Genomic DNA, 26,479 nt, shown 5'->3' on the forward strand with positions numbered 1-26,479 from the left:
ACAATGGATACCCCTATGGGAACATTAAAAATACTTTTTAAATCAATTGCAGATAAAACTTGTATTAATAAAGATGTAGTTTTAATACATGGCTTAGCAAATCAACATCCTTTTGGTCATTTTTTTTTATATCAGTTAGAAAATGACTTGTGTCCTAATAATAAATTTATACAAATTAATTTAGATAATTCCACAGAAATTAGCAATACAATAGATTTAATCGGTAAATCAAGGAATATAACTATTGGAAATAATTCTTCTTGGGAATCAGGTACACAAATATTAGATACACAAGTATCATTACTAGATAAAAAAATAAAAAAATTAAAAGAACAAGGTTATCTAAAACCAAAATTTAATATTATTGCACACAGTTTGGGAGGAATCATATCATTAGAATACCTTAAACAACAACCCCAAGATATAGAAAAAATAATTTCAATAGGGACACCTTACAAAGATATTTCAATCATTAAACCTTACGGTTTTGTCTCAAAAATACTCAAAGCAGATAAATTGATCGATGAATTAGATAATTTATCAAGAAACAAAATAAAAATAGAAGATAGTCTAGATAATGACATCATTAAACAAAAAGTGTATACATTAGCAGGCCAAACTTTGTATGCTCCTTATGGAAGATACGGAGAATTAATCCCAGGATGGTTATATGTATCTTTCATGTCTGGTAAAACTAATGATGGTCTTCTAATACCAAATGATGCTAAACTACCTCATGCTAACCACATAGGCAACCTACCTAACACAGATCATTTTAATTTAACACAAGATCCTATCGTCGCAAAAATAATAACGTATATTCTAAGAAACTAAAAATTTATCTGTATAACTATATAATATGCATATTATAATAAGCATATTTTTTATGAGTTTATAACGAAAAAGACTGGTGAAGTCTAATTAAATCAATGACCACCAAGCCTTTTATAGAAAAAAATCAAAATTTTAATGCATCATCATCCGCAACACCACCATCATTTAACCTGATCTGAGCCAAAGTAGCTACTTCTTCACCACTCTTGATATTAATCAATTTTACCCCTTGTGCATATCGGCCTAAAATCGAAACATCAGAACAATCAAGACGAATAATAGTTCCTGATTGCGTAACAATCATAAACTGTTCGTCTTCAGAGATGACTTTATAACCAACAACCGTACCTTTTTTACTGGTTATACTAAGTGTTTTTATACCTTTGCCACCCCTAGACTGAAGACGATATTCTGTCGTAGGTGTCCTTTTACCATATCCATTCTGTGTAACAATAAGCATATATTTATTCGAAGAAACCAGATCCATCCCTACAACAGAATCGTTATCACTTAACGTAATAGCTTTGACACCTGTAGCAGAACGACCCATAGAACGAACTTCAGACTCATGGAAATGAATAGACATACCTAAACGTGTACCTAGAATAATTTCCTGTTCACCGTCTGTACGTCGTACACCTATTAATTCATCACCATCTCTAAGATTAATGGCAAACAAACCATTGCGACGAATATTTTCAAATTCAGTTAAAGGAGTCTTCTTAGCTAAACCATGAGATGTCACAAAAAATAGATATTCCTGGCTAGCATTCGGGCCTACAGGAATGACAGCATGAATACGTTCCTCTTTATCTATATTTAAAAGATTACTCATAGCTACACCGCGAGCAGTTCGACCTAAAGCAGGTGTCTCATAAGCCTTCATACGATACACTTTACCTTTGTTAGAAAAAATCAATAAATAATGGTGAGAATGGGTTACAAAAAACTCTTGTACAAAATCATCATCACGCGTACCAATTCCCATCACACCTTTACCACCTCTACGCTGAGCGCGGTAAGAAGATAAAGGGACCCTTTTTATATACCCGCAATGCGAAAGTGAAATAACAACATTTTCCTCAGGTATTAAATCTTCTTCAATAATTTCTTCTTCTTCGCCTAAAATAATGGTCTTTCTTTCATCACCATATTTTTCTTTAACGATCTGAAGCTCATCACGTACAATATCACGTATTTTAGATTCATCAGCTAAGATAGCGCGAAGTTTAGAGATAAGTTCCAATAACTCTTTATATTCATCCTCTATCTTCTCACGCTCTAAACCAGTTAAACGCTGCAATCTCAAATCAAGAATAGCTTGAGCCTGAATATCTGACAGTTTAAAACGTTCCATCAAACCATTTTTAGCATCAGCCGTTGTCCTTGAAGCACGGATAAGAGCTATAACTTCATCAATATGATCTAAAGCAATGCGAAATCCTTCTAAAATATGCGCTCTAGCTTCTGCTTTACGTAAATCATAAGATGTACGGCGCGTAATAACATCCATTTGATGCTGCAAATAATTACTTAACATTGATTTCAAATCAAGAACTTTAGGTTCATTATCAACCAAAGCTAATGTGTTAACACCAAAACTTGTTTGTAAGTATGTAAATTTATATAGCTGATTTAGGACAAGTCTTGATTGGACATCTTTGCGCAACTCAATAACAACACGCATACCATTACGATCAGATTCATCGCGAAGATCAGAAATACCTTCTATCTTCTTATCACGTACCAACTCAGCTATTTTCTCAACTAATTTAGCTTTATTAACTTGATAAGGAAGCTCATCAATAATTATCTTTTCCCTACCAGAACTAGACGTTTCAATAGTAGTTTTAGCACGTATTTTAACACTGCCGCGTCCGGTTCTAAAAGCCTTATTGATACCATCCTTACCAAGGATAATACCTCCGGTAGGAAAATCAGGTCCCTTAATAACTTTCATTAATTCATCGATCGTTGTATCAGGATTATTTAATAATAAAAAAAGACCTTGAATCACTTCTGTCAAATTATGAGGAGGAATATTCGTAGCCATACCTACAGCAATACCAGAAGAACCATTAACTAAGAGATTAGGAAACCGAGCAGGCATAACTGATGGTTCCAATTGATAACCATCATAATTAGGTATAAAATCAATCGTCTCTTTTCGGATATCCCGTAATAGCTCCATAGTTATATGGGCTAAGCGCGCTTCTGTATAACGCATAGCGGCAGGAGAATCACCGTCAACAGAACCAAAATTACCGTGACCATCCACAAGTGTATAACGGTAAGAAAAATCTTGTGCCATTCTAACCATAGCATCATAAACAGCTACTTCTCCATGCGGATGATATTGCGAAGTCACGTTACCGACCAAACGAGCGGATTTTTTATATGGCTTATCAGGTAGCATCGCTAATTCATGAAATGCATACAAAATACGCCGGTGTACAGGTTTTAACCCATCTCTAACATCAGGCAATGCACGGCTGACAATAACACTCATCGCATAATCAAGAAACGCTGTTTTCATTTCATGGCTAATATTGACATCACGTACTTGACTACTAATTTCAGCCACACCTATCACCTCTAGATAAAAACATAAGCCATTTCAAGAAATATAGAAAAGATATTATGAATATTAAAAATGATTTTCATTATGATATCTAAAAAAGTTTAAATATTAATGGAAGTTACGTTAATGTTAAATAATAAATATCAAACATCTAAATTAGCATCTTTAGCATGAGCCCGAATAAAATCACGCCTTGGTTCTACACGATCACCCATCAACATTTCAAAAATAGCATCCGCCTCAATTGCATCCTCTAACGCAACTCTAAGCAAAGATCTACTATCAGGATCCATCGTAGTTTCCCACAGCTGAATAGCATTCATCTCACCCAAACCTTTATAACGTTGGATTTCAATCTTAGCTTTATCAGGAAACTCACTAACTATTTTTTCCTTCATTCTATCATTATAAGCATAACGTATAGTAGTGCGATATGTTATTTTGTAAAGGGGAGGCTGTGCTATATAAAAATAACCTTTCTCCAATAAAGGTCGCATATACCTATAAAAAAAGGTTAACAATAAAATTCTGATATGAGATCCATCAACATCAGCATCTGTCATAATAATAATTTTATGGTAACGAACCTTGTCTATCTGAAAATCCTCAGCAATACCGGTACCTAAAGCAGTAATCAAGGTTCTTATTTCATCATTTGACAAAGCTTTATCTAAACGCGCTTTTTCAACATTTATAATCTTACCTTTTAAAGGAAGAATAGCCTGGAACATCCTATCACGACCCTGTTTAGCAGTACCTCCCGCTGAATCACCCTCTACAATAAATATTTCACTATCTGAAGCTATTTTGGAAGTACAATCAGCTAACTTTCCTGGCAATGAACTAACTTCTAGAGCGTTCTTTCTTCTAGTTAATTCTCTAACTTTACGAGCAGCTTCCCTTGCACGAGCTGCTAAGATAGCCTTTTGAACTATTTTCTTGGCGATGGAAGGTTCTTCTTCAAGTTGCCTTTGAAAAGACTCTGTAAAAATTTGTTCTACAGCAGAACGAACCTCACTATTACCTAATTTAGTTTTTGTTTGTCCTTCAAATTGAGGATCCTTAATACGCACACTTACGATAGCCACTAACCCTTCACGGGCATCATCACCTATAAGATTACTATCATTCTCTTTTAGCAAATTGTTTTTTCGTGCGTAATCATTTATAACCCTAGTAAGAGCTGATTTAAATCCGGATTCATGAGTACCACCTTCATGAGTGTGTATATTGTTAGCGTATGAATATAAATTAGCTGTATATGAGTCATTATATTGCATAGCCACTTCAATCGAAATATTATCACGATCACCAGTTATGAACAAAGGAGGTCCTATAACTTCACGATTACGATTAAGATGCTCAACAAAAGCTTTAATACCACCGTCAAAAGTATACTTTTCTTCAAAATAATTGCTTTCTTCCCGTTCATCCTTCAAAAAAATAGTAACGCCTCTATTTAAAAAAGCAAGTTCCCGTAAACGTGTTTTTAAAACGGATAAATCAAAAGAAACAGTTTCGGTAAAAATCTCATGATCAGGCTGAAAAGTAATCTTTGTACCTGTCTCCGAAGTATCACCTATAATTTCCAAATTACCTTGAGGAACTCCTCGTTCATAACGTTGCTGGTGAATATGCCCCTCTCTTTTAACTTCAACGACCAATCGCTCAGAAAGTGCATTAACAACCGAAACACCTACACCATGCAAACCACCAGAAAACACATAACCTGTATCACCGAATTTACCACCGGCATGGAGTACTGTCATAACAACTTCTACAGCTGATTTGCCCTTCTTAGGATGGATATCAACAGGTATACCACAACCATTATCTTCAATTGTCGCTGTATTATCAGCATGAACTGTTACATGTATTTTATCACAACGACCAGCTAAAGCTTCGTCAACACTATTATCGACAACCTCCCAGATCAAATGATGCAAGCCCTTACTAGAAGTTGACCCAATATACATACCTGGTCGTTTACGAACAGCTTCTAGGCCTTCCAAAACTTGAATCTGCGAAGCATCATAACCTTCTACATCTGCTGTCAAATATCATACCCCACTTTCATTAACACACAATCGAACGCTCCCCTTAACTATGTTAAACAACTGAGCATCCAATAGTTCGCGATAATCATCTCTTAAAGGGGTCGTTGTAGTAATAAAAGTTTGAACACGACCATAAACCCATTTTAATAAAAAACGCTTTCGATACTCATCTAACTCCGAAAAACAATCATCTAATAACAATATAGGAGAAATACCTAGCGACTGACTTAAACAATCAAGCTCTGCTAATTTAATGGATAAAACAACTGTTCTTTTTTGTCCTTGGGATCCAAAAACACTTGCATTTCTCCCATTAATAAAAAAAGCCACTTCATCACGATGTGGTCCCCATAATGTTACACCTAAACGTTGTTCCTTTAATCTCAAATCAGATAGTAGATTTAACCCACAATGTTGAAAATGATGCAACCAATTATCTGAACCATCCAAAATATAATCATGATCTTCGATTCCTAAACAAGGTTTGTATTTTATTTCTAAATCTTCACATCCATCCGTCAAAGCTCTATAAATATCTCGAGCTTTCTTAACTAGACGAATAATCCAATCATTACGAGCGGACCAAACTTTCAAACAAAAATCAAAAAATTGCTCATCTATCGTTTCTAACAACACATTAGAGCTATTATTCTTCAAACCAATTTTTAGATCTTTAAAACACTGATTACGATGAAGTAATAAACGCCTACAATTATTTAAAAAATAAACATAAGAAGGTAAAACTTGGCTAACTGCATGATCTAGAAAGCGACGCCTAAAAATTGGAAAACCATCAATTAAATTCAAATCATCGGGCGAAAACAAAACAACAGGAGTTTTTCCGATATGAGAACTTAAACGATTAACCAAAATACCATTACGAAAAAAACGACGCTTATATTTAGAAATATTCATTTCCAATTTTATACTATCGCCATTTTTATGACGAACAAGCATCTTTAAATTAGAAAAATCTTTATCAAAAGCTACCAAATCTTTACATGATCTTGTCCTAAAAGCTCTACCCATGGATAATATATATAAAGATTCTAATAAATTCGTTTTCCCTTGGGCATTAAGACCAAAAAAAATAACACACATACCAAAATCTGTCATCTTAAGGATTTCTAGATTCCTATAATGGATCAATTCCAAATACTCTACATTCAAAACCCTCAAATCTCCCCTCAGATGACAAAAGCTTGGTCAAAAAATAAAATCATCACCGGGAAGTATTTATAACAGGAACTACCAATTGCAAGACACGCTCAGAACCAACTATTTTCATACGACACGGACTTCTTGGTCCGGGGAATATGATCTCAAGATCATCTCCGTCATCACTCATAAGAGCAGATAAAGCATCCGAAAGATATCTAGAATTAAAAGCTAAATCCATTCCTCCACCCTCTGTACTAACATCTAAAGTATTAGAAACACTTCCTACACCTTTTACAGAAGAACCTACGGTCAATTTATTTTCACTTATGGAGAACTCGATCAACTGATCTGGTTGATCTCGAGTCATCAAAGCAGCTACCTCAACAGCATTCAAAAGTAAAATTTTAGCTACGAATAATCTAACTTGTGCTGTGTGAGGTATAACACTACTAATATCAGGATAAACACCATCCAACAAACGAGTAGCAAACCACCAATCATGTTTTAAAACATGAAAACGTCCTTCGAAGAAAAAGCACTTAACTTTACCATCACTATCCAATGTTTTAATTAACTCTAAGATACTTTTAGCAGGTACCACAGCTTCCGGAAAGGAAATACCTTCCATTTCAGGCACAAAAATCTTATAAGAAGATAACCTAAAAGTATTAGTAGCAACAGCACTTAAAAAACCCTTTTCCATGCACAATCTCACACCAGTTAGAACGCCTCTAGATTCCATACTCGAAGCAGCAAAAACAGTATTTTTAAACATGTTATGTAAAAGCTTAACATCCAGGATAAAACAATCTTCTTTAGGCACAGAAGGAACTGTAGGATACTCTATAGGATCAGAGCCTGCTAACTGAAAAGTGAGCGAAGAATCAACTTTCAGCACGACTCCCCAGTTATCATCCATACTAATCAACATATCTCCTTCGTTGATCTTACGTACAACATTTCCGAAAATTCTACCAGGTAAAATGACTTGACCTGTTTTACCAATATCAAAAGTTATTTCTGGTTTAGAAGATTTTTTTTTTCCTCCAGAAAAAAAATCCATCTCATGCATCTTCGTAAAAGTTGTTTGAACAAAAACATCTGCATTGCTCCCTGTAAAACACAACTTTTCTGCTTCTACACGCATCAAAATACCATTCGCAATCGGCAAGGGTGACCTAACAGCTATTACTCTTAAAACAGGCATTACAATGCGATGTAAAATTTTACAACTCACACGAAGCTGCACCAGCATAAACTCCTTCCTAAAACCTTTTTCAGGGCTAATTATAGTTTCTGTGAAATATCTTTGCAACAAATATTCTAAAAAAAGCGTAAAAGATAAAAAACCAAAGAACTTAATAATTCTCAAAAAAATGATTTCCCAAAACTAAACCTAGTAACCAGATTTTGGAGTTTTTAACATGTAACTCTAAATATTTCAAAAAACCAATAAATCCCTTTTTCCTCCACGTTTATTTTCTCGCAATAAACGCCTGTAATCAAAATAAAAAAAATTAAACAAAATGTCAAGTCTTTTTTAATTCGTTTTTTTTGTATTTTTCGAGATTTTTTTTTATTTATTTTTTAAATCTTTTGCTATTAAATAATTTTATATTTTTTATTATTTAAAGGCGGTGGTCTTTTTTTTTTTTTTATTTTTTTTTTTTTTTTTATTTTTTTTAATTTATTAATTTCTCTTTATAAGTTCTTAGTAGTAGTAGGGAAGGACAAACTTTTGTTGATAACTTCAAAAAAACGTTAGATACCAATATTTTAGAGTATCAAGTGACTGTTGATAACTTGTTGATAACTCGCAAAAACCTGTTGATAACTTGTTGATAACTTGTTGATAACTCAATGATTTGGATGATCAAAATCGGCCAAAAAACCCTATTGATAATATGTGAGATTGATTTTTTATATTGTTATAAGATAGGTCTTATTTGTTATTTTTAACTCAAAGCAACCTTTTTAAAAATGTTAAAGTCATTAAAAATATAAAAAAATATAAAAAAAGCATAAGACAAAAAGAAACTTTTTTGCCCGCGGGCAAACTTACATTATTGTAATTTTTATTGGCTATGTTAAAAAAGAATAATCGGTTTTTTTCCTGTTGATAAATATTATCTGACAATTTGTTGATAACTCTAAAAAAGCTTTATATAACAGTGTATTGGGAGGTGTTAAAATTGTTGATAACTTGTTGATAAGTGGCTAAAAAGGGGGTCAAAATGGCCAAAAAATTGTTAATAACTTTTTTTACAATACTAAACCATGAATAGTTTTAGATTTATTATTTAAAAGATTTTTTTATTTTTTATAAAAATTAAAAACAACTTTAAAGTTCGTCTTATCTGTTATTTCCGAATGTTTTGACATGGAATAATTTTTGTTTAATACTTACAACATTGAATTTAGAAATATTTAATTAAAAAATGGGGCATTTTTTTTCTGTTGATAAATATTATCTGATAATTTGTTGATAACTCTGAAAAAGCTTTGTATACCAGTGCATTTAGGGTTGTTAAAATTGTTGATAACTTGTTGATAAGTGGCTAAAAAGGGGGTCAAAATGGCCAAATAGTTGTTGATAACTTGTTGATAAGTCGTCCAAATAGGGTCTTAAATTTAAAAAAAGTTGTTAATAACTCTTTACAATACTAAACCATGAATAGTTTTAGATTTATTATTTAAAAGATTTTTTTATTTTTTATAAAAACTAAAAACAACTTTAAAATTTATTTTATCTGCCATTCTCAAAGGTTTTGAAATGGAATAATTTTTGTTTAATACTTACAACATTGAATCTCGAAATATTTATTTAAAAAATTGATTTTTGTATTAATGCTGATAAAACGGTTCTAAATATTTGTTGATAACTCTAAAAAAGCTTTATATACCAGTACATTGAGGCTTGTTAAAATTGTTGATAACTTGTTGATAAGTGGCTAAAAAGGGGGTCAAAATGGCCAAAAATTGTTGATAACTTGTTAAAAAATGGTTATTAAGATGTTAATAATATCCACCATTGTATATAGTATAATTTTATGTTAAATTCTTTTTTATGATCTTTTTATTTAATTATAAAATCTAATCATTGTATAATTTGGTTTTATATTAAGTTATAAAGAATAATAAATTAGTATTTATTTATCAATATATATAAATTTACTACCTTACAAATATGTCGAAAAAGAATGGGGCATTTTTTTTCTGTTGATAAATATTATCTGACAATTTGTTGATAACTCTAAAAAAGCTTTATATACCAGTACATTTAAGGTTGTTAAAATTGTTGATAACTTGTTGATAAGTGGTCAAAATAGTGTCTTAAATCCGAAAAGTGTTGTTAATAACTTTTTACAATACTAAACCATGAAGCTTTTTCTATAATTATATAATTTGATTATTTTTATATTTTTTTTTGAAATTATAAATTTTAGTAATTTATTTAAAATTATAACATGATAATGGATATTTAACAATATTTATATTTAATATAAAAATAGTATAATTTCTAATATTTGGGAATTATAAAACTTTTATTAATAGATGACTATTATTGCATATATTTGATTCTATGGAATTTTTGATTTTTGTTTTTTATTATTTATTATTGTAGTTAATTTATATTTAGGGATTTTTATATTTTGATAAAATTAGCTAATAAATAAAATTAAAAATATTTTCTATAGATTGATCTCAAGTACACATTTGATATTTATTTTAGATATATTCTTTATGTTTGGTAATTGGACTTGTACTTAAATACAGTATAGGAGATTAATACCAATAATTGTTATTTATTGGTATTTTGAAAAATTTGTTAAAAAAATAAAATTTCAATATCTGTTCTTATTTATGAACTGTATTTGTATAATCATCTGAATAAACTAACAAATATTATATATATTATTACTAGTTTTGGGATTTCATTAAGATATGTAAAAAAGATAAATTTTTGTGTTTTTATATCTTTAAATTAAAATATAACGTCTTTATATGTAGCGAAAAAACAACACTATTATTAAATTATGTTGATTAAAAAAGTTATCTTTTAAAGCTGTTTAATTTCATTTTTTATATATTACTAATATTTTTAATATGCTAATAATTTATGAAATATATATCATTTACCATGTAAATACAATATTTATCTATAGAGGGGATTTAAAATAAAAATTTGGATTATCAAAATTTTTATTTTTTTATATTATTTTTGTGATATTTATATTTATGTTTGTTTTTTAGATTTATTTGTAACTTTTAAGTCATTTTTTTGTAATTTATTAATGAGTTTGAATATATAGTTTTTTAGTTATGATCTAATTCCGGAAATCAAAATGATTTTTAAGTTTAGTTTTGTAAATTTAGGAAATAAATCCTATGCATAGATATATAATTAAGATATTTTATTTTTTTATATTTTTCAAATGCATAAAAACCACATTTATTAGTGATGAAGTTATGAAATCTAACTTATCTCTATAAAAATAATGTGGTGAAATTTAAAATAAATATTTTTTAATTTTTTTTTTGGAATATAATGATTTTTTGATATAGTTTATTTTCATATAATTGGATCTGAAATTAATTTTGATGGGATATTTTTCTCCCTAATCTTTTGACGGCGATTCGTATTTGTTCGTCTTCTTTTATCATTTTTGATATTTTTTCGTGAGCATGTACTACTGTTGCATGATTTCGTCCTCCAAAAGCTTTTCCTATTTGTCCTAGGGAGTGATTTGTCAGTTCACGAGAAAGGTACATTGCTATTTGTCTGGGTACATTTATTGGTTTAGACCTTTTTTTGCTGATTAGTTCAGTTATTGTCAAATTGTAGTATGTGCATACGGATCTTTGTATTGTTTCAATGTTTAAGGATGATTTTTTTGATTTTGGTACTACTTTATCTAAGGCTTCTTCTGCTGTTCTTAGGGATAGAACTTTATCTTGCATTTTTGCATAAGCTATAACACGTATCCAGGCGCCTTCTAATTCTCGAATGTTACTGTCTATTCTCTCCGCTATGTAATGAAGAGCTTGTGTACTTATTGGTATGCTGGTTTCTGCTTCTGATTTTCTATGAAGTATGGCTAAGCGTGTTTCATAGTCAGGTGGTTCGATATCCACTAATAAACCAGAGGCGAATCTTGATCTTAATCTTGCTTCTAGAGCTGATATGGCATGTGGTGGACGGTCAGTAGATAGTACTATTTGTTTGTTAGCGCTATGTAGTGCATTGAAGGTGTGAAAGAATTCTTCTTGTGTTTGTTCTTTGTGTGCTAAAAATTGGATATCATCTACTAATAATATGTCAACGCTTCTGTATTTAGATCTAAATTGACCAGGAGGTTCATTTCTTAACAATGTTTCAATAAAGTCGTTCATAAATTTTTCGGATGATATGTACATTACTTTGTATTTTGAACCTTGATTTTTTAGCACATATTGTGCCATAGCATGCATTAGGTGTGTTTTTCCTAAGCCAACGCCACCGCAAAGAACAAGTGGATTATAGCTTTTAGCTGGTGCCTGAGCTGCTTTAAAAGAGGCTGCATGTGCAAATCTATTTGTTTTACCCACAACGAATGTTGAGAAATTATATTGGGGATTGAATTTAAATTCACTTTTAGTGTTGTATTCATCAAAGGCATTTTCGTATTTTTTTTCTAATTCTAAGTCAGGATCATTCAGTAGATTGTTGGACAGTGTGTCTTCTATTATGGGGATCATTTTTTTGGTCTTTTTTTTCATTTTACTATTATTTGTATTTGTTGTATTTTTTTCCTTATTCCCTAAAGTTGAACTTATAATTCCTTTAATATTTTTATCGCATATTTTTTTATTTTTTTTTGCTTTTTTTTGTGCGGATGTTTTATTTTTAATTTCTTCTGGAACTTCTATGATGGTTATATGTTTATTTTGGTCTGTTTTGTTGTTTAGGTTATTTTTTTTTATTTTTTCTTGATTTTCCTCTTCAGCAGACATTGGTACGACTAATAATTTACATTCGTGATGAATAAGCATTCTTAATATATCTTGCGTTATGGTTCTATATTCTTCGATTTGAGGAGAACTACATGCAAAAAAATCAGAAGGCATCTTTAGTATTACTAGATTATCCTCGATTTGATGTACTATTTCTGATTTCAAAAATATTGCAAAGATTGTTTCTGGTATATTGTTTTTTAAATGTTTTAATGTTCTATCCCAAACTTCTTTTATGTGGAGCATTTGGGCACCTCCTTCTTTTCTATTTTTTACAATGGTTTCAAAAATTCAAATTTAAAACTATCTATGACGTTGGATTTTGGTAATAAATTTTAGTTCATAGATTAAACTATTATGATATTTTGGATATTTCATTATAGGTGTAATGGTTCTTTATTGGTTGTATATATTTAGTATCTTTTGTTGCAAAAACCATAATCAATTCTTAATGATGATTTTTATGATTATATAATACATTTTTTATATAATACATTTTTTTATCGTGATTTTTACCCACTATCTACCATTCAGATATTACGATATTGCTTTATATAATCACATTTAATAAGTTTAACCTTGTATTCTATTTACTAACATCTTAGCATGTATGAGTGTATCTAGAACAGTTATGCGGTATAAAAAAAGCTTTTTATATTTTTTATATTTTATTAACTTTAATTATGTATATGTAAAATTATATGTAAAATACATTTTAATGGAATCTGAATATTTATTTATTACATTGTTCGATTCCGTTAATATAAGTATATTTCTTAATTTTGATTTTTAGCTATATTGAGAGGCATAAAAAAATTCATCAGAAAATGTATATTGGATTATTTTACGTGAAATAGATGTTATTATTTTTTTATCAATTATAGATCTGGTATAATTTCTTTGATATTAATTTATAATTAATTATCATTGGATTGTATCTAATGTTATGCATTTACTTGACTTTAGATCATTTAATTGGTTACAATTTTAGTTGCGTTTTACTTTCAATTTTGAACTATCAATTGGTATTTTTTTGTTAATAATAACATCATTGGTGGCGACTTTCGTTTTTTTGTTGATTGTTCAAACATAAAAAAATGTTTTTATGTTGTTTACTATAATGATTTATTTCTGTATTTTTTAATTAAAATTTTGTAATTACTTAAATTTAGATTTCCTTTAGGTTTGGGTTTCTAGTATTTTTATAATTTAAAAAGGGGGTTTTGCATATTAAGCGTACATATCAGCCTTCTCGTATCAAGAGAAGCAGAAAACATGGTTTTCGTTCTCGAATGTCTACTGCTGCTGGTAGAAGGGTGTTAAGTAGTAGAAGAAATAAAGGGCGTAAAGTTTTAACTGTTTAAATTTTTGGGAAGGTGTTTTTGTTTTGAGGGATTTTTTATGAAACGTGTAAATCGTTTACGCAAGAGATCTGATTTCAAAAAGGTCTTTCGTTTAGGCAGTAATTTTCCAGGCGGGCATTTTGTGCTCGTTATGTATTTGAGGCGTGATCAAAGTATTTCTTCTCCTAGGATTGGTATTTCGATAAATAGGAAAGTTGGTAATGCGGTAGTTAGGAATCGTATTAAGCGACTTGTTAGGGAATCTGTTCGTTCTTATATAGATTTATTAGATCCTCGTTTAGATGCGGTTTTTATCGCACGACGTCGAGCGACTCTGTTAAAGGGTGAGAGCGATGTAAATTTTAGTCTAAGAAAGATTTTGAGACGCGCTAATCTTTTGAAATATAGTTGTTCTTGAGATATTTTTTAGTTTTTCTGATTATTTTTTTATTTAATTTTTATACTAGGTTTTTATCAAGTCCAAATGGATGTGGAGGATCGTTCATTTATGCGTAATTTTCTCCTGTCTATTATATGGTTTTATCAGAAATACATATCACCTTTCTCGATCCCTCGGTGTCGTTTTATTCCTACGTGTTCGGCCTATGCTAGGGATTCTATTATCAAGTATGGTGCTTTATATGGTTTCTGGTTAACTTTCAGGCGTATATTACGTTGCCAGCCTTTATGTAAGGGTGGTTTTGACGATGTTCCCTAATTTTTTATTAGGGAGTTTGTTTTTGTTTCTATTTTAATTATCAATTTTTCATGGTATGTATTATATTATTAAAGATTGTGTCCTTTTGAGGGGGCAACTCATTGTACCTATTTGGTTTTTCTAAAAAATATATGTTTCGTTTTTTTGCTATTTTATTGATTATTTTTTGGGTGTTTCTTCTAGGTGGTTGTGATTCGGGGTATGAAGATAATAAATTAACACCTGATGATATTTATAAAAATGCCGATTCTTTAGGTTTTTTGGATAAATATTTTGCTGTACCTGTTGTATATTTGATTGATTTTTTGCACGATAATTTAGGATTATATGCGTATGCTGTTTTGCTTGTACCTGTAATTGTTAGGCTTTTATTGTCGCCTTTTGTTTGGCGTCAAAATGTTATGCAGATACGTATGAAGAAAATAGCTCCTAAGATAAAGAGTCTTCGTGAAAAATACAAAAACGATGCTATTAAGTGTCAGAAGGCTATGCAAGAACTATTTATTGTTAACGATATAAATCAGTTTACACAATTTGGTTGTTGGAGCGTTTTGATTCAAACGCCTATTTTTATCGGTTTATTTCAAGCTACTATTCGCTATTCCCCTTTGCAAGGAGAGAAGTTTTTATTTCTAGATATTAGCAAACCTGATGAATATTATATTGCACCGTTACTTGCTGCTCTGTTGATGTTTTTTGTACAAGCTTTAAATTTGTTTACACATGGGGCAATGAGTAATCCGCAGGCTTCTTCTGTTAAGGGATTTAAAGCACCATCGCCTAAAATAATGTTAGTAATTGTTCCAGTTTTTATTTTCCTTATGTTCCAACGTTTGCCTGCAGCATCAAGTTTATATTTAATATCTTCCAATTTTGTTTCTGTCTTACAAGCTTTGTGTTTTTATTTTTTCTATGCTTACCCTAAACGGGTTGTTGCTAATCCAGATTTTTGGCGGAAAAATAAAGATAAAAAGAAATCTAATCAATTAACTAAATCAACTATAAAAGTTAAACCCCAAAAATTATTGTCCGAAAGTGATGATCAGGTTCTTTCTGAGGATGGAAATGTTAAGGTTGACAATGATGTCAAGGGAGATGTTCAAGCTAAGTCTAAGAATAAAAAAGCTCGTCGTAATAAAAAGAAGAAGAGACGATGAGTAGATTTATTTTCTTTTATAGTTGTCCTATATGATTGTTATATTATGAGGACTATTTTGAGGTGAAGAGTATTTTCTTTTCATTTTTCTTACATAGATATATTTTTTTATTTTTTTTGTGTTTTTTATTTCTATGTGGTTTTGATAGCTTGATTTATGACAAAAAAATTTTAACAGTAGATAAAGTATACAATCATCCTGATCAGCTCAATTTTTTAGATCGTATACTTGTAGTCCCGTTAATACGTTTTTTGGACTGGTGTTATGTTTATGTAGGTTTTTATTCTTTTTTGATAATTATTTTGCCAATTATTATATTGTTAATTTTAACACCTTTTATATGGAGAAGAAATATTTTGCAATTAAAATTGCGTTATATTTCTTCTGAGATAGAAGAAATCGCAACTATTTACAGAGATGATAATTTGCTTTTTAAGGACAGTTTGCAGCAACTATATGCTAAACATGGTATTAATAATAATAATCCTATCGGTTGTTTTCCTTTCCTTTTGCAAATCCCTATTTTTTGTAGTTTGTATCGTATAGCGGTGGACTATGAACCTTTGCATTATGAAGTTTTTTTCGGTCTATATTTAGGTGAGTCAGATCCCTATTTTATTATGCCTTTGCTAGCTTCATGTGCTGTGTTTTTTATGCAGGTTATGGGGTTAATGATTTACAGTGATTTTCATTTAGGGGCTGAATCTGTAATGTCGCATGGATGGTGGAAGTTAATACTTTTTCCGCTTCTTACTTTTGTTTGTGGGACACAATTAGTTTTATCGGTTAATTTATATTTATTTGTTATTAGCTTTTGTTATAGTTTGCAGATGTTGGTTTTTTTCCTTATATATGCTCGTGTGCATAATAAGGATAAAATGTTTATAGGAAGGATATGACTAATTTAAATATGTTTTATGACAATGATACTGTGATGGCTTTAGCTACACCGAATGGTGAAGGTAGTATAGCTGTTTTACGTTTGAGTGGTTCTTCATCCATCGATATCGTGGATAGTCTTTTTTTTAATAAATCAATTTCTTTGTCTGAAGTACCTTCACATACTGTCCATCACGGTTTTTTGCACCATCCCCAAACTGATAGGTGTTTGGATGAAGTTTTGGTTGTTGTTATGCGTGCGCCGCGTACTTTTACACGTGAAGATGTTGTAGAGATAGGTTGTCATGGTGGTATTGTTGTGGTTAAGATGATTATTGAAGCTTTATTAATGCAAGGGGCTCGTTTAGCTAAACCTGGTGAATTTACGCGACGTGCTTTTTTAAATGGCCGTGTTGACTTGGTGCAGGCGGAGGCTATTGCGGATTTAGTAAGTGCTAAGAATGAACAGATGGCCTACGCAGCTTTATCTAAGCAACATGGTTATTTTTCGCAAATGATTCATGAGTTTCGTGATGTTTTAATCCAGTTATTAGGACATGTGGCTGTTAATATTGATTATCCAGAGTATGATGTTGATCAGTTGGTAGCTAAAGATTTAGCAAGTGAAATTAGAGGTGTCATTAAATCAATAGAAGATTTATTAAAAGTTTCTGCTAGAGGTGCTAAGCTTCAAGAGGGATTCCGGGTTGTTATTGTAGGTAGGCCGAATGTAGGGAAATCTTCGCTTTTAAACGCATTAGCTGGTGAAAGTAAAGCTATTGTTACTGAGGTGGCTGGTACAACGCGTGATTTGATTGAGGTTGAAGTTGTACTAGAGGGATATCCTTTTGTGCTTACAGATACGGCTGGATTACATGATACGACCGATATTGTAGAGCGTATAGGTGTCGATCGTGCTAAGCTTGCGATTGAAAAAGCCGATTTGTTACTTGTTGTCTTTGATGGATCACAATCATTACAAAAAGCTGATATGATGGTTCTTGATAGTGTAAAATTAAATCAAAATATTATGATTGTTTTTAATAAGCTTGACTTACCTCAATTGCTTTATACTAAAGATATAGCTGACTATTTTCTTACCAGTCCGCCTTTTGTAGAAATATCGATTAACAACAGTGAAGGTATTTATGATTTAACGCGCATTTTGATAGATAGTTGTTTTTCTTTGATACTAGATAGTCAGCTAGTAGATTCACGTGATACAAAAAATCATGTTTTATCTTCAAGACACATGAATATGATCGTATGTAATTCACGACAAAAAGACACCTTGAATCATGCTAAAGAGGTTCTTTTGGCATCTGTGAAAGATTTGGATAACGGTGTCCCTATTGATTTGGCTGAAGCTGATATTAGGTTGGCTTGGGAATGCTTGGGTGAAATTTTAGGACTAACTTATAAAGATGATTTATTAGATGAAATTTTTTCGCGTTTTTGTTTAGGTAAGTAGCATATTTCCAAAGCCATTTACCATATATTTTTTCTTTACCCACAAAAAAATTGGGTTTTTTTGTGTTTTATGTTAGATTTTAATTAAACAGCTATTTTATTTATTTCTTCTTTTTTTTCTTTTTTAGAGTGTTATTTATATTTTTTTGAAAATCATATTAATTAAAGAAAGGGGTGTATATATGTATGACGTTATTGTTGTGGGTGCAGGTCATGCTGGTTGTGAAGCTGCTTTGGCTGCTGCAGGTATGGGTTGTAAAACGTTAGTTTTGACGATTAGTTTGGATCATATTGCTTATATGCCTTGTAACCCCTCTATTGGTGGTCCTGCTAAAGGTCAGGTAGTGCGTGAAATTGATGCTTTAGGGGGTGCTATGGGCAAGATTATTGATAAAACATATTTGCAGATGCGTATGTTGAATACAGGTAAAGGACCTGCTGTTGTTGCTTTGCGCGCTCAAGCTGATAAATGGCGTTATCAGAGTGCTATGAAGGAATTGTTAGAAGGTCATGAAAATATTTTTGTTAAGCAAGCTATGGTGGAACGTTTATTAATCGAAAATGGTCAATGTAATGGTGTTTTAACGGAAACTCAGGTAAGCTATTATGCTAAAGCAGTTATTTTAACTACAGGGACTTATTTACGTGGTAGGGTTATTATAGGTGATTTGTCTTTTGATAGTGGTCCTAATAATCAAAGACCGTCTTTGTCTCTAAGTAAGCATTTAAAGGAATTAGGTTTTGAAATGGATCGTTTTAAAACAGGCACGCCTCCGCGTGTTCATGCTAGGACAATCGATACTTCTTGTATGGAGTTGCAACCGGGCGATGATAAAGTACGTTTTTTTTCTTATGATTCTCATCTAAATATTTCTGGCAATGATTTACCTGAGCAAATGCCATGTTTTTTAACTTATACGAATGCTGAAACACATAGATTTATTAAAGAAAATTTACATAGAGCACCGATGTTCACAGGTGTTATTGAAGGTGTTGGCCCACGTTATTGTCCTTCGATTGAAGATAAGATTACTCGTTTTAAAGATAAGGACAGACATCAGATTTTTTTAGAACCAGAGGGCTTGTCTACACAAGAAGTTTATGTTCAAGGCTTATCAACTAGTTTACCCGAAGAAGTTCAATTGAATATGTTGCGTACGATTGATGGATTACAACAAGCAACGATTTTAAGGTCTGGATATGCTATTGAATATGATGTTTTGATACCTACACAGTTGTGGCCTAGTTTAGAGACCAAGGTTATTAATAGTTTATTTACAGCGGGACAATTGAATGGTACATCAGGATATGAAGAAGCTGCTGGTCAGGGTATCATAGCGGGTATTAATGCTGCTTGTTTGGTTCAAAAACGAGATATGTTGCTTCCTGATCGTTCTTTATCATATATAGGTGTTATGATTGATGATTTGGTTACAAGAGGCACCAAAGAGCCGTATCGTTTATTAACCTCACGAGCTGAGTATCGTTTATTACTTCGTCATGATAATGCCGATGCTCGTTTAACCGGTATAGGTTATAAATACGGTCTAATTTCTTCCGCTAGGTATACACGGTTTTTGTCAAAGCAGACAATGATTAAAGATGAAATTAAACGTTTAAACGATATTATTTTAAATCCTACGGCAGATATTCAACAAAAATTAAAGAATTTAGGCACTAGTCCTATGACAAAATCTACTTCTTTAGCTCATTTTTTACGTCGTCCAGAGTTAAGTTATCATAAAGTGATTTCTTTAAATGATGAGGTTGTAAAATTACCTAGCGAAGTGGTTGAGTCTATAGAAATAAACATTAAATATGAAGGTTATATAGAAAAATCTAAGAGGCAAGTCGATAAAATGATTAAGATGGAACGACAGAAATTACCATCAGATTTGGATTATCATACGATACAAGGATTATCTATGGAAGCTCGTGAAAAATTTATGATTATTAAGCCAAATTCATTGGGACAAGCTGCTCGTATTGCTGGGGTTACACCAGCGGATATATCTGTTTTGATGGTGAAATTAGTTTCATTACAGAAAAGTAATTAAACAGATATAAAAATTTAGAAAATAGCTAGTTTATTTATTTATTGATTATAATTAAATTATTTTTTTTAGTTATAAATATGGAAGGAGATTTTGTTTATATAATGACTTACACACAGGCTATCTTAGATGATCGGTTTGAAAAATTTTGCCAGGAACTTGGTATTATGTTTTCTCGGGATGTTCTTCATTTATTTTCACTGTATGCTAAATGGTTAATTGAGTCTAATAAAAATGTTAATTTGACAAGTATCACTGATTATAATGATATATATATAAAACATTTTTATGATTCTTTAACTATTTATAAAGTTGTTAATTTTTATAACATGCAAAATTTACTTGATATAGGTTGCGGAGCTGGTTTTCCGTCTCTTCCCATTAAGATTGTTTTTAATCATTTAGAGACCACTTTGATTGATTCTAAACAAAAGAAAATTTCTTTTCTCAGGGATTTTATTACTCAAATAGGGCTTAAAAATATTAAATGTTGTCATGGTAGAGCTGAGGATTTAGCTTATCACAAATCATTGCGTAATTCTTTTGAGTTAGTTACATCCAGAGCTGTAGCTCCTTTAAATATTCTGTTAGAATATGCTTTGCCTTTTTTAAAAGAGGGCGGATTGTTTGTAGCTATGAAGGGTCCTAATGTAGATCAAGAATTGCTAGGAGCCAAAAAAGCACTCCAAGTTTTAGGAGGGGAATTATTTTGTGAAGAGAGCTTTTTCTTACCTGAAGATAAAGGTGAGAGGAAGTTACTTGTTTTTAAACAAAAAAAGCGGATACCCGATGGTTATCCGCGTCTTTCTGGAGTACCGGTGCGTAATCCCTTGTAAAGGATTAACCCAAATTTTTGATAAGATTTTCCAGCTCTCTTTTAGCTATATAACGTTTTTGGGTATCTGAGAGCTCTTTTGGATGTGGAGCTAAATCCCCACCTTGTTTGTAGTTATAATTATCTCCGTAGGCATTAGATAAACTGATTTCATCTTTTTTTAATTGTGTTTTATCTTGTTTTGCATATTGATTTTCATAGTCAACATGATAGCTTGTTTGATTCTGAGGGTAAATATTTTGATTATAACTATCGTTTTTTAAATATGGTTGTGTGTTATTTGTTTTTCTTTGTAAACTTTGATCTAGATATTTTCTTCTTTTGATTCTAGCTTGCTTAATGCTTCGATTATATCTACGTTTATTTGTTGATGTGTTTGGATAATTATTTTCGATCATATTATTATGCATAGGTGGGAAAGGTTGAGAATTCAAAGGTATAGATACTTGATTAATTTTTCTTAGATTGCTAGGTTGATAATAGGATTGGGGTTGTTGGGGTTGTTGGGGTTGTTGGGGTTGTTGGGGTTGTTGGGGTTGTTGGGGTTGTTGGGGTTGTTGGGGTTGTTGAGGTTGTTGAGGTTGTTGAGGTTGTTTATTATATTGATGATTTGAGAAGTGGTTTGGTTTGTCAGTACGTTGTGGATATGGATCTTCATACATTTCTTCCTCTTCGACATATGATTCGTTTTCTGAATCATATCCCTCCTCTAGATCATATGATTCATTCTCTTCATAACTCGAGCCATTCCCCGGAGTGTATGAATCTTGCATATCGTATGATTCATCTTTTATATCATAACCAGCTGTTTTTTTTGTATCATATTCTTCTGTTTCTTCGATTTCTGCTACTGTTGGTTGATAGATGTGATATACAATCGAGTCATCTTCGGTTAATTTTGGATTAACCATAATATTATATCCGTTACCATTTATATAAAAGTTTTGCAGATATTGCGGAGATATTTTATTGGATTTATTTCGGATAAAAGCGACAATTTCTTCATGATTAATGTCTAGGAATAATGCATTTTTACCGCATGATTTTAACCATTCATTACATTGCATACCTAATTGTCCCGAACCTATTATTAGACAATCATATTTTATATTCATATTTCACCCTCCTTTCTAGACGCTGGTGTATTTATACTTTATCTAACACCAGCGTTTAGCTTAATTGATTTATGATTGAGGATTATCATCTTTAGCGTTATTGTAGGTAGTATCTGGTACATGAAAAGGTTGTTGGATTGCAGAGGATAGATTTTTCATCTCTTCTGTGTCTTGATTTTTGTTCTTTGTTTTAGATTGGGCAAACTTACAAAGACCAAAACTATTGGCAAATTGAGCTTCAATTCCGTAATCTTCAGCATAAATTAACTTCTCGCGGAAACGTTCGCGATAGAATCGCTTGAATGGTATAGATGCTCCACCTGTTAGAATGATGTATGTTATGTCATCGCCATAATCTAGTCTTTGCCATACTTCATCTATCAACGATCCACCGATTTCTTGGATACAATTGTTGACAATCTCGCTAACGTCATGGGTAGTACCTTTAAAGCTAATTTCGCCTGATCTGACAATCCGAGGCAAACTCCAAATAGGATATTCTTTACCATTTTTATCTACGTCTATTTTAGCTGTAAATTCTAATAATTTTTTAGACAGGCGTTGGTAAACATTTAACATTGCGCGACGTGACGTAAAGCTTTGTCGTTTAATAATTGTTTCACCATGAAGGGTTTCAATATCAGATGTTCCGAACCCTAGGTCATTTATACTTACTTTTTGTATAAAAAGATCTTCATTTAATAAATTTCCATCTCTGTCTAGCGCTATATGGAACAGTGTGGCCATAGGTTGACTGATTACATATAGATCATCTGGTTTTATTTCAAATTCAATGCGTTTAAATGGTAAATTACCTTGTTTTACTTCGAAGGAATGAGTGCCTATTAGTCTTCTTTTTAATTCTTCTTTGTAGTCGATATAGTGATCAGTTGGTAGAGCGACCGAAAGTATTGGTTTATCGCCCTCTTTTATCATTAAACCTACACTTACGCGAAACATAATTAAATATTCTTGCTCACGGAACCAAGTAGGGCTAAAAAGTCGTCTTTTGTGTGAATCAAGCAATTCGTCATCACCCGATTGTTCAACAGCTAACTTGCCGCAAAACCATTCTCGTTCACCTTCTTGATTACGATATATGATGTTATGCGGATCGTTGTTATATGTTATTTCACCAACTAAATTTGGTACAACCATATTACGGATGAATAATTTATAAAATTCACCACCTCTTTGACAAACTGTTTTTGTGCCGTAATATCCTACATCACAGCCTACGCATGGTTTATTTTGTTCCACTTTTTAATTGACCTCCTGTATATTTTTTATTTTAATATTTTAAATATAATTTATGGTTACTATAATAAAAAGATCTGAAATATATTTTCAAGATAATTAATTATAAATATAAAATTAAGAATGAGTAAATAAGACATATATCACTGATTAACTTATATCGATGATATACTTTTAAACTAAAGATTGTTGGTGCTATTTTTTCGGATTATTCTTTATTTAACATAGCATAGATTCTAGTTACTATCGGAACATATGATAATCATTAATAGATTGTTGATTAATCAATCCTACCTACCAATTCTATCAACCTCTAGTTATATTGGTCAATAGAAAGGTGTTTTTATATTTTCGTTTTATAAAAACTCTAAATTAAATTTATGTTAAGTTAAAAAAAATTTTTTTATTAATTAAATTTAATTGTAATATTTAATAATATTTATTTTATTAAAACTAAAAATAGTATTATATTTTGAACAAAATAATATTTTAATAATATTTTTTATTTTGATTATTATTTAATTATCAAATTAGATTATTATATATATTTTCTTATATTATAATCTAAAAATAAATATATATCTAGTGTTTTATTAAAATTATTTTTATGAATTAAAATATTTTAGATATTAAATTAAATATAATTCTATTTATTATTTTTTTAATTAATAAATAATAAAAAAATCATATATTTATTTATTTGGTATTTTTTTATTTTAATGTCTAGAAATAATTTATAAATTATTTTATCAACTGTATAAATAATAAATTATTTATATTTATAATATTAATTATAATGATAAATATACAAAAATTCATTATCAAATTTATGTGAAAATCATTATTTTTTAAATGAATTATTACATATAATATAAATTTATTTTTAATAATATTTCTTTATATAACCAAAACCGCTTAGGAATAATATTTTATAATCCTATAGCGGTTTTTTTATTTATATATAAAATATATTTTTTTGATATAAAATATATTTTTTGGTTTTTTTGAGGATATTTTTTAACGAGGGATTCTAATCAATATTTCATACCATGTATCCTGGGGCCTTTCTTCAACTTCTACATCAAAGCCTGTTTTCTGGACAATTTTCACAGAACGCCTAATGGTATTGCAGGCGCTGTGTAAATCTTTTTTTGAGGTACGTGATATTTTTGTTTCTTCGCTTTTTTTTATTGTTTTTTCTCTATCCATTATTTTTTTTATGTATTCCTCTGTATCTTTGACGCTAAATGAATTTTTGATAATTTTTTCCAATATTTTTTTTTCTAATTCTTTGTCTTTAAGTAACAATAAAGTTCTGCCATGTCTTTCTGTGATTCTTTTATGCAAGAGTGCTGACTGTACATGTGTCGATAGCTGGAGTAATCTTAATTTATTAGCTAGCGTTGAAGGTGATTTACCTAGCCATTTGGCTAGTGCTTCTTGTGTTCCGCCTTGTATTTTTAGCAATTTTTGATATGCTTTTGCTTCTTCGATTGCTGATAGATCTTCTCGTTCTAAATTTTCTACTAAAGCAGCTGTGGCTACTTGCAAATCATTCCAGTTGTATACAATGGCTGGTACCGTCGGTAGATTTAATTTTTTAGCTGCCCGCCAACGTCTTTCTCCGGCTATTAATTCATAAAGCTCATCTTTTTTTCTTACCATAATTGGTTGCATAATTCCGTGTATGCGGATTGTTTGGCACAGGTTTTCTAATTTATCTTCATCTAGGTTAGATCTAGGTTGGAATTGACCTGGTATAATGTATTCTGTGGCTATTGTTTCAATATTATGATTTTTCATTTCTTTACCAGACCAATTTAGCCATTTTTTGGTTATTGAATCTTTAGTCATATTTTATAATTGGCTCCTTTGGAGTTTTATTTTCTTATTTTTGAAAAAATATTTAATTAATCTTTTATTTCTTGAAATTTTTGGATTTGTAGACAAAAATTGATTTTGTTTGGTTTTTATTTGTAAATACACTTGATATTCATAATTTTTGTTGCATACTAAAAAGGAAGTTTTTTTATGATAGGGGGTAGAGACATTTAAATATGTGTTAACAGGTTTGTGTACGTTTTATACGAAACGTATGTAAATGTATATTATGCTGAATTTTTTGACCATTTAGCATAAACCTTACAGTTAAGGAGATTCAATAGCAGGTGAATAATTCTAGAATAATAGCAATTGCCAACCAAAAAGGGGGCGTGGGCGTGCGTCCGTGAGTTACTTTGACAGTATTTTATATAAGATTAGGGAGAAATCTTATCAACCAACAGCTTACTAAAAATGGAAACATTATTTTAGGACCAAAGCATGCTGAAATTTTTTAATTTTAATTGGTTGAGAATAGTAAGGTTAAGGTGGTTTCCTGAAGCTTAGCTTCTTATTTCCTCTACCCCCTGGGATATGTTTTTTAGCATATGGTTAACCATTACAAAATCTTTTGTCCACAGGTTTTGTACTCCTGATGGTTGCCGAGAGTGCATTAGTTATGTACATAGATTGTTTAAAGAAGCGATAGGCAACCTAAGCTGTTCATAAAGTCACGGTAAATAAAACGGAGATGACCTAAGGTTAATTTGTTAACTAAGGTTACGGACTCTTCATAGTAGTTTGAGCTAGGGAAAGCCTAGTACTTGGCGAAGGAAGAGAGGAAGGTTTGTATGAGGCGGTTTGTTTCTGCGTTGAGGCAGTTTTATATATAACAATTTATGCCGAGTACGATTTTCTGGAGAGCCGTATACGTTGAAAGAGTGCGACACGTTTCTGATTTGAAAACAGACAGCCTATCTATTAACGAGATTTATTTGTTATTTTTTCATGTGATTTATTTCCTTGATAGTATTTCTTTGTTTTTAGAGGGCTAGAACTAAATCAGTGATCATAATGCTTTAGTTAATATTAGCATTATGTCCTTAAGACTCCTGCAGACATTTAAATCTATAATGTTTGAAGCCAGGTGAAGACGACTTTGATAATCGATGTCGGAGGGCCGAAATATATTTAAGGTGAATT

18 protein-coding genes are annotated in these 26,479 nt (G+C 31.0%); 10 read left to right on the plus strand and 8 right to left on the minus strand.

The genetic code is table 11. The features are described 5' to 3' along the window. The first annotated feature begins 3 nt into the window (after window positions 1-3). Window positions 4-834: an alpha/beta fold hydrolase gene (locus VS182_RS01980; RefSeq protein ID WP_479492684.1), complete on the plus strand. Its 831-nt coding sequence runs from the start codon at window positions 4-6 to the stop codon at window positions 832-834. A 124-nt stretch (window positions 835-958) separates the two neighbouring features. Here the strand turns inward: VS182_RS01980 and gyrA are convergent, their stop codons facing one another. The 5 genes from gyrA to dnaA form a co-directional block, all read right to left on the minus strand. Further along, on the minus strand, window positions 959-3,370 hold the full coding sequence (gene gyrA / locus VS182_RS01985) for a DNA gyrase subunit A (RefSeq protein ID WP_479492780.1): 2,412 nt from the start codon (window positions 3,368-3,370) through the stop codon (window positions 959-961). Window positions 3,371-3,558: 188 nt separating this feature from the next. Beyond that, on the minus strand, window positions 3,559-5,472 hold the full coding sequence (gyrB, locus tag VS182_RS01990; RefSeq protein WP_479484856.1) for a DNA topoisomerase (ATP-hydrolyzing) subunit B: 1,914 nt from the start codon (window positions 5,470-5,472) through the stop codon (window positions 3,559-3,561). A gap of 3 nt (window positions 5,473-5,475) precedes the next feature. Beyond that, entirely contained in the window at window positions 5,476-6,642 is a 1,167-nt protein-coding gene (gene recF / locus VS182_RS01995; RefSeq protein WP_479484857.1) for a DNA replication/repair protein RecF, read from the minus strand. 52 nt (window positions 6,643-6,694) lie between these two features. Further along, window positions 6,695-7,882 (minus strand): DNA polymerase III subunit beta, encoded by a 1,188-nt coding sequence (gene dnaN / locus VS182_RS02000; protein ID WP_479484858.1) that lies wholly within the window; start codon window positions 7,880-7,882, stop codon window positions 6,695-6,697. 3,344 nt (window positions 7,883-11,226) lie between these two features. Next, window positions 11,227-12,873 (minus strand): chromosomal replication initiator protein DnaA, encoded by a 1,647-nt coding sequence (gene dnaA, locus VS182_RS02005; RefSeq protein ID WP_479484859.1) that lies wholly within the window; start codon window positions 12,871-12,873, stop codon window positions 11,227-11,229. A gap of 983 nt (window positions 12,874-13,856) precedes the next feature. On the opposite strand from dnaA, the gene rpmH reads away from it, so the two are divergent. The 8 genes from rpmH (at window position 13,857) to rsmG (ending at window position 21,084) form a co-directional block, all read left to right on the plus strand. Next, complete coding sequence (gene rpmH, locus VS182_RS02010; protein WP_479485120.1) at window positions 13,857-13,991, plus strand: 50S ribosomal protein L34; 135 nt, start codon at window positions 13,857-13,859, stop codon at window positions 13,989-13,991. Window positions 13,992-14,028: 37 nt separating this feature from the next. After that, window positions 14,029-14,388: a ribonuclease P protein component gene (gene rnpA, locus VS182_RS02015; RefSeq protein ID WP_479484860.1), complete on the plus strand. Its 360-nt coding sequence runs from the start codon at window positions 14,029-14,031 to the stop codon at window positions 14,386-14,388. 66 nt (window positions 14,389-14,454) lie between these two features. Further along, a complete protein-coding gene (gene yidD, locus VS182_RS02020) occupies window positions 14,455-14,688 on the plus strand; it encodes a membrane protein insertion efficiency factor YidD (RefSeq protein WP_479492685.1) in 234 nt (77 codons plus the stop codon). A gap of 101 nt (window positions 14,689-14,789) precedes the next feature. Next, window positions 14,790-15,845: a YidC/Oxa1 family membrane protein insertase gene (locus VS182_RS02025; protein WP_479484862.1), complete on the plus strand. Its 1,056-nt coding sequence runs from the start codon at window positions 14,790-14,792 to the stop codon at window positions 15,843-15,845. A gap of 149 nt (window positions 15,846-15,994) precedes the next feature. Further along, entirely contained in the window at window positions 15,995-16,744 is a 750-nt protein-coding gene (locus VS182_RS02030) for a YidC/Oxa1 family membrane protein insertase (RefSeq protein WP_479484863.1), read from the plus strand. Further along, on the plus strand, window positions 16,741-18,195 hold the full coding sequence (gene mnmE, locus VS182_RS02035) for a tRNA uridine-5-carboxymethylaminomethyl(34) synthesis GTPase MnmE (RefSeq protein WP_479484864.1): 1,455 nt from the start codon (window positions 16,741-16,743) through the stop codon (window positions 18,193-18,195). Before VS182_RS02030 ends, mnmE begins: the two co-directional genes overlap by 4 nt. A 181-nt stretch (window positions 18,196-18,376) precedes the next feature. Continuing rightward, a complete protein-coding gene (mnmG, locus tag VS182_RS02040) occupies window positions 18,377-20,251 on the plus strand; it encodes a tRNA uridine-5-carboxymethylaminomethyl(34) synthesis enzyme MnmG (RefSeq protein ID WP_479484865.1) in 1,875 nt (624 codons plus the stop codon). A gap of 101 nt (window positions 20,252-20,352) precedes the next feature. Then, a complete protein-coding gene (gene rsmG / locus VS182_RS02045) occupies window positions 20,353-21,084 on the plus strand; it encodes a 16S rRNA (guanine(527)-N(7))-methyltransferase RsmG (RefSeq protein WP_479488090.1) in 732 nt (243 codons plus the stop codon). Window positions 21,085-21,088: 4 nt separating this feature from the next. Here rsmG and VS182_RS02050 read toward each other — a convergent pair whose 3' ends face one another. The 3 genes from VS182_RS02050 to VS182_RS02060 form a co-directional block, all read right to left on the minus strand. Further along, on the minus strand, window positions 21,089-22,198 hold the full coding sequence (locus VS182_RS02050) for a hypothetical protein (RefSeq protein ID WP_479492686.1): 1,110 nt from the start codon (window positions 22,196-22,198) through the stop codon (window positions 21,089-21,091). A gap of 69 nt (window positions 22,199-22,267) precedes the next feature. After that, window positions 22,268-23,458, minus strand: a complete 1,191-nt coding sequence (locus VS182_RS02055) for a ParM/StbA family protein (RefSeq protein WP_479484868.1) — start codon at window positions 23,456-23,458, stop codon at window positions 22,268-22,270. A gap of 1,014 nt (window positions 23,459-24,472) precedes the next feature. Then, window positions 24,473-25,309, minus strand: coding sequence for a ParB/RepB/Spo0J family partition protein (locus VS182_RS02060; protein WP_479484869.1), 837 nt, complete (start codon window positions 25,307-25,309; stop codon window positions 24,473-24,475). A gap of 866 nt (window positions 25,310-26,175) precedes the next feature. Here VS182_RS02060 and VS182_RS02065 point away from each other — a divergent pair. Beyond that, a complete protein-coding gene (locus tag VS182_RS02065) occupies window positions 26,176-26,331 on the plus strand; it encodes a hypothetical protein (RefSeq protein ID WP_479492687.1) in 156 nt (51 codons plus the stop codon). Window positions 26,332-26,479: the final 148 nt, after the last annotated feature.

This window comes from Pasteuria ramosa, from assembly GCF_056496785.1.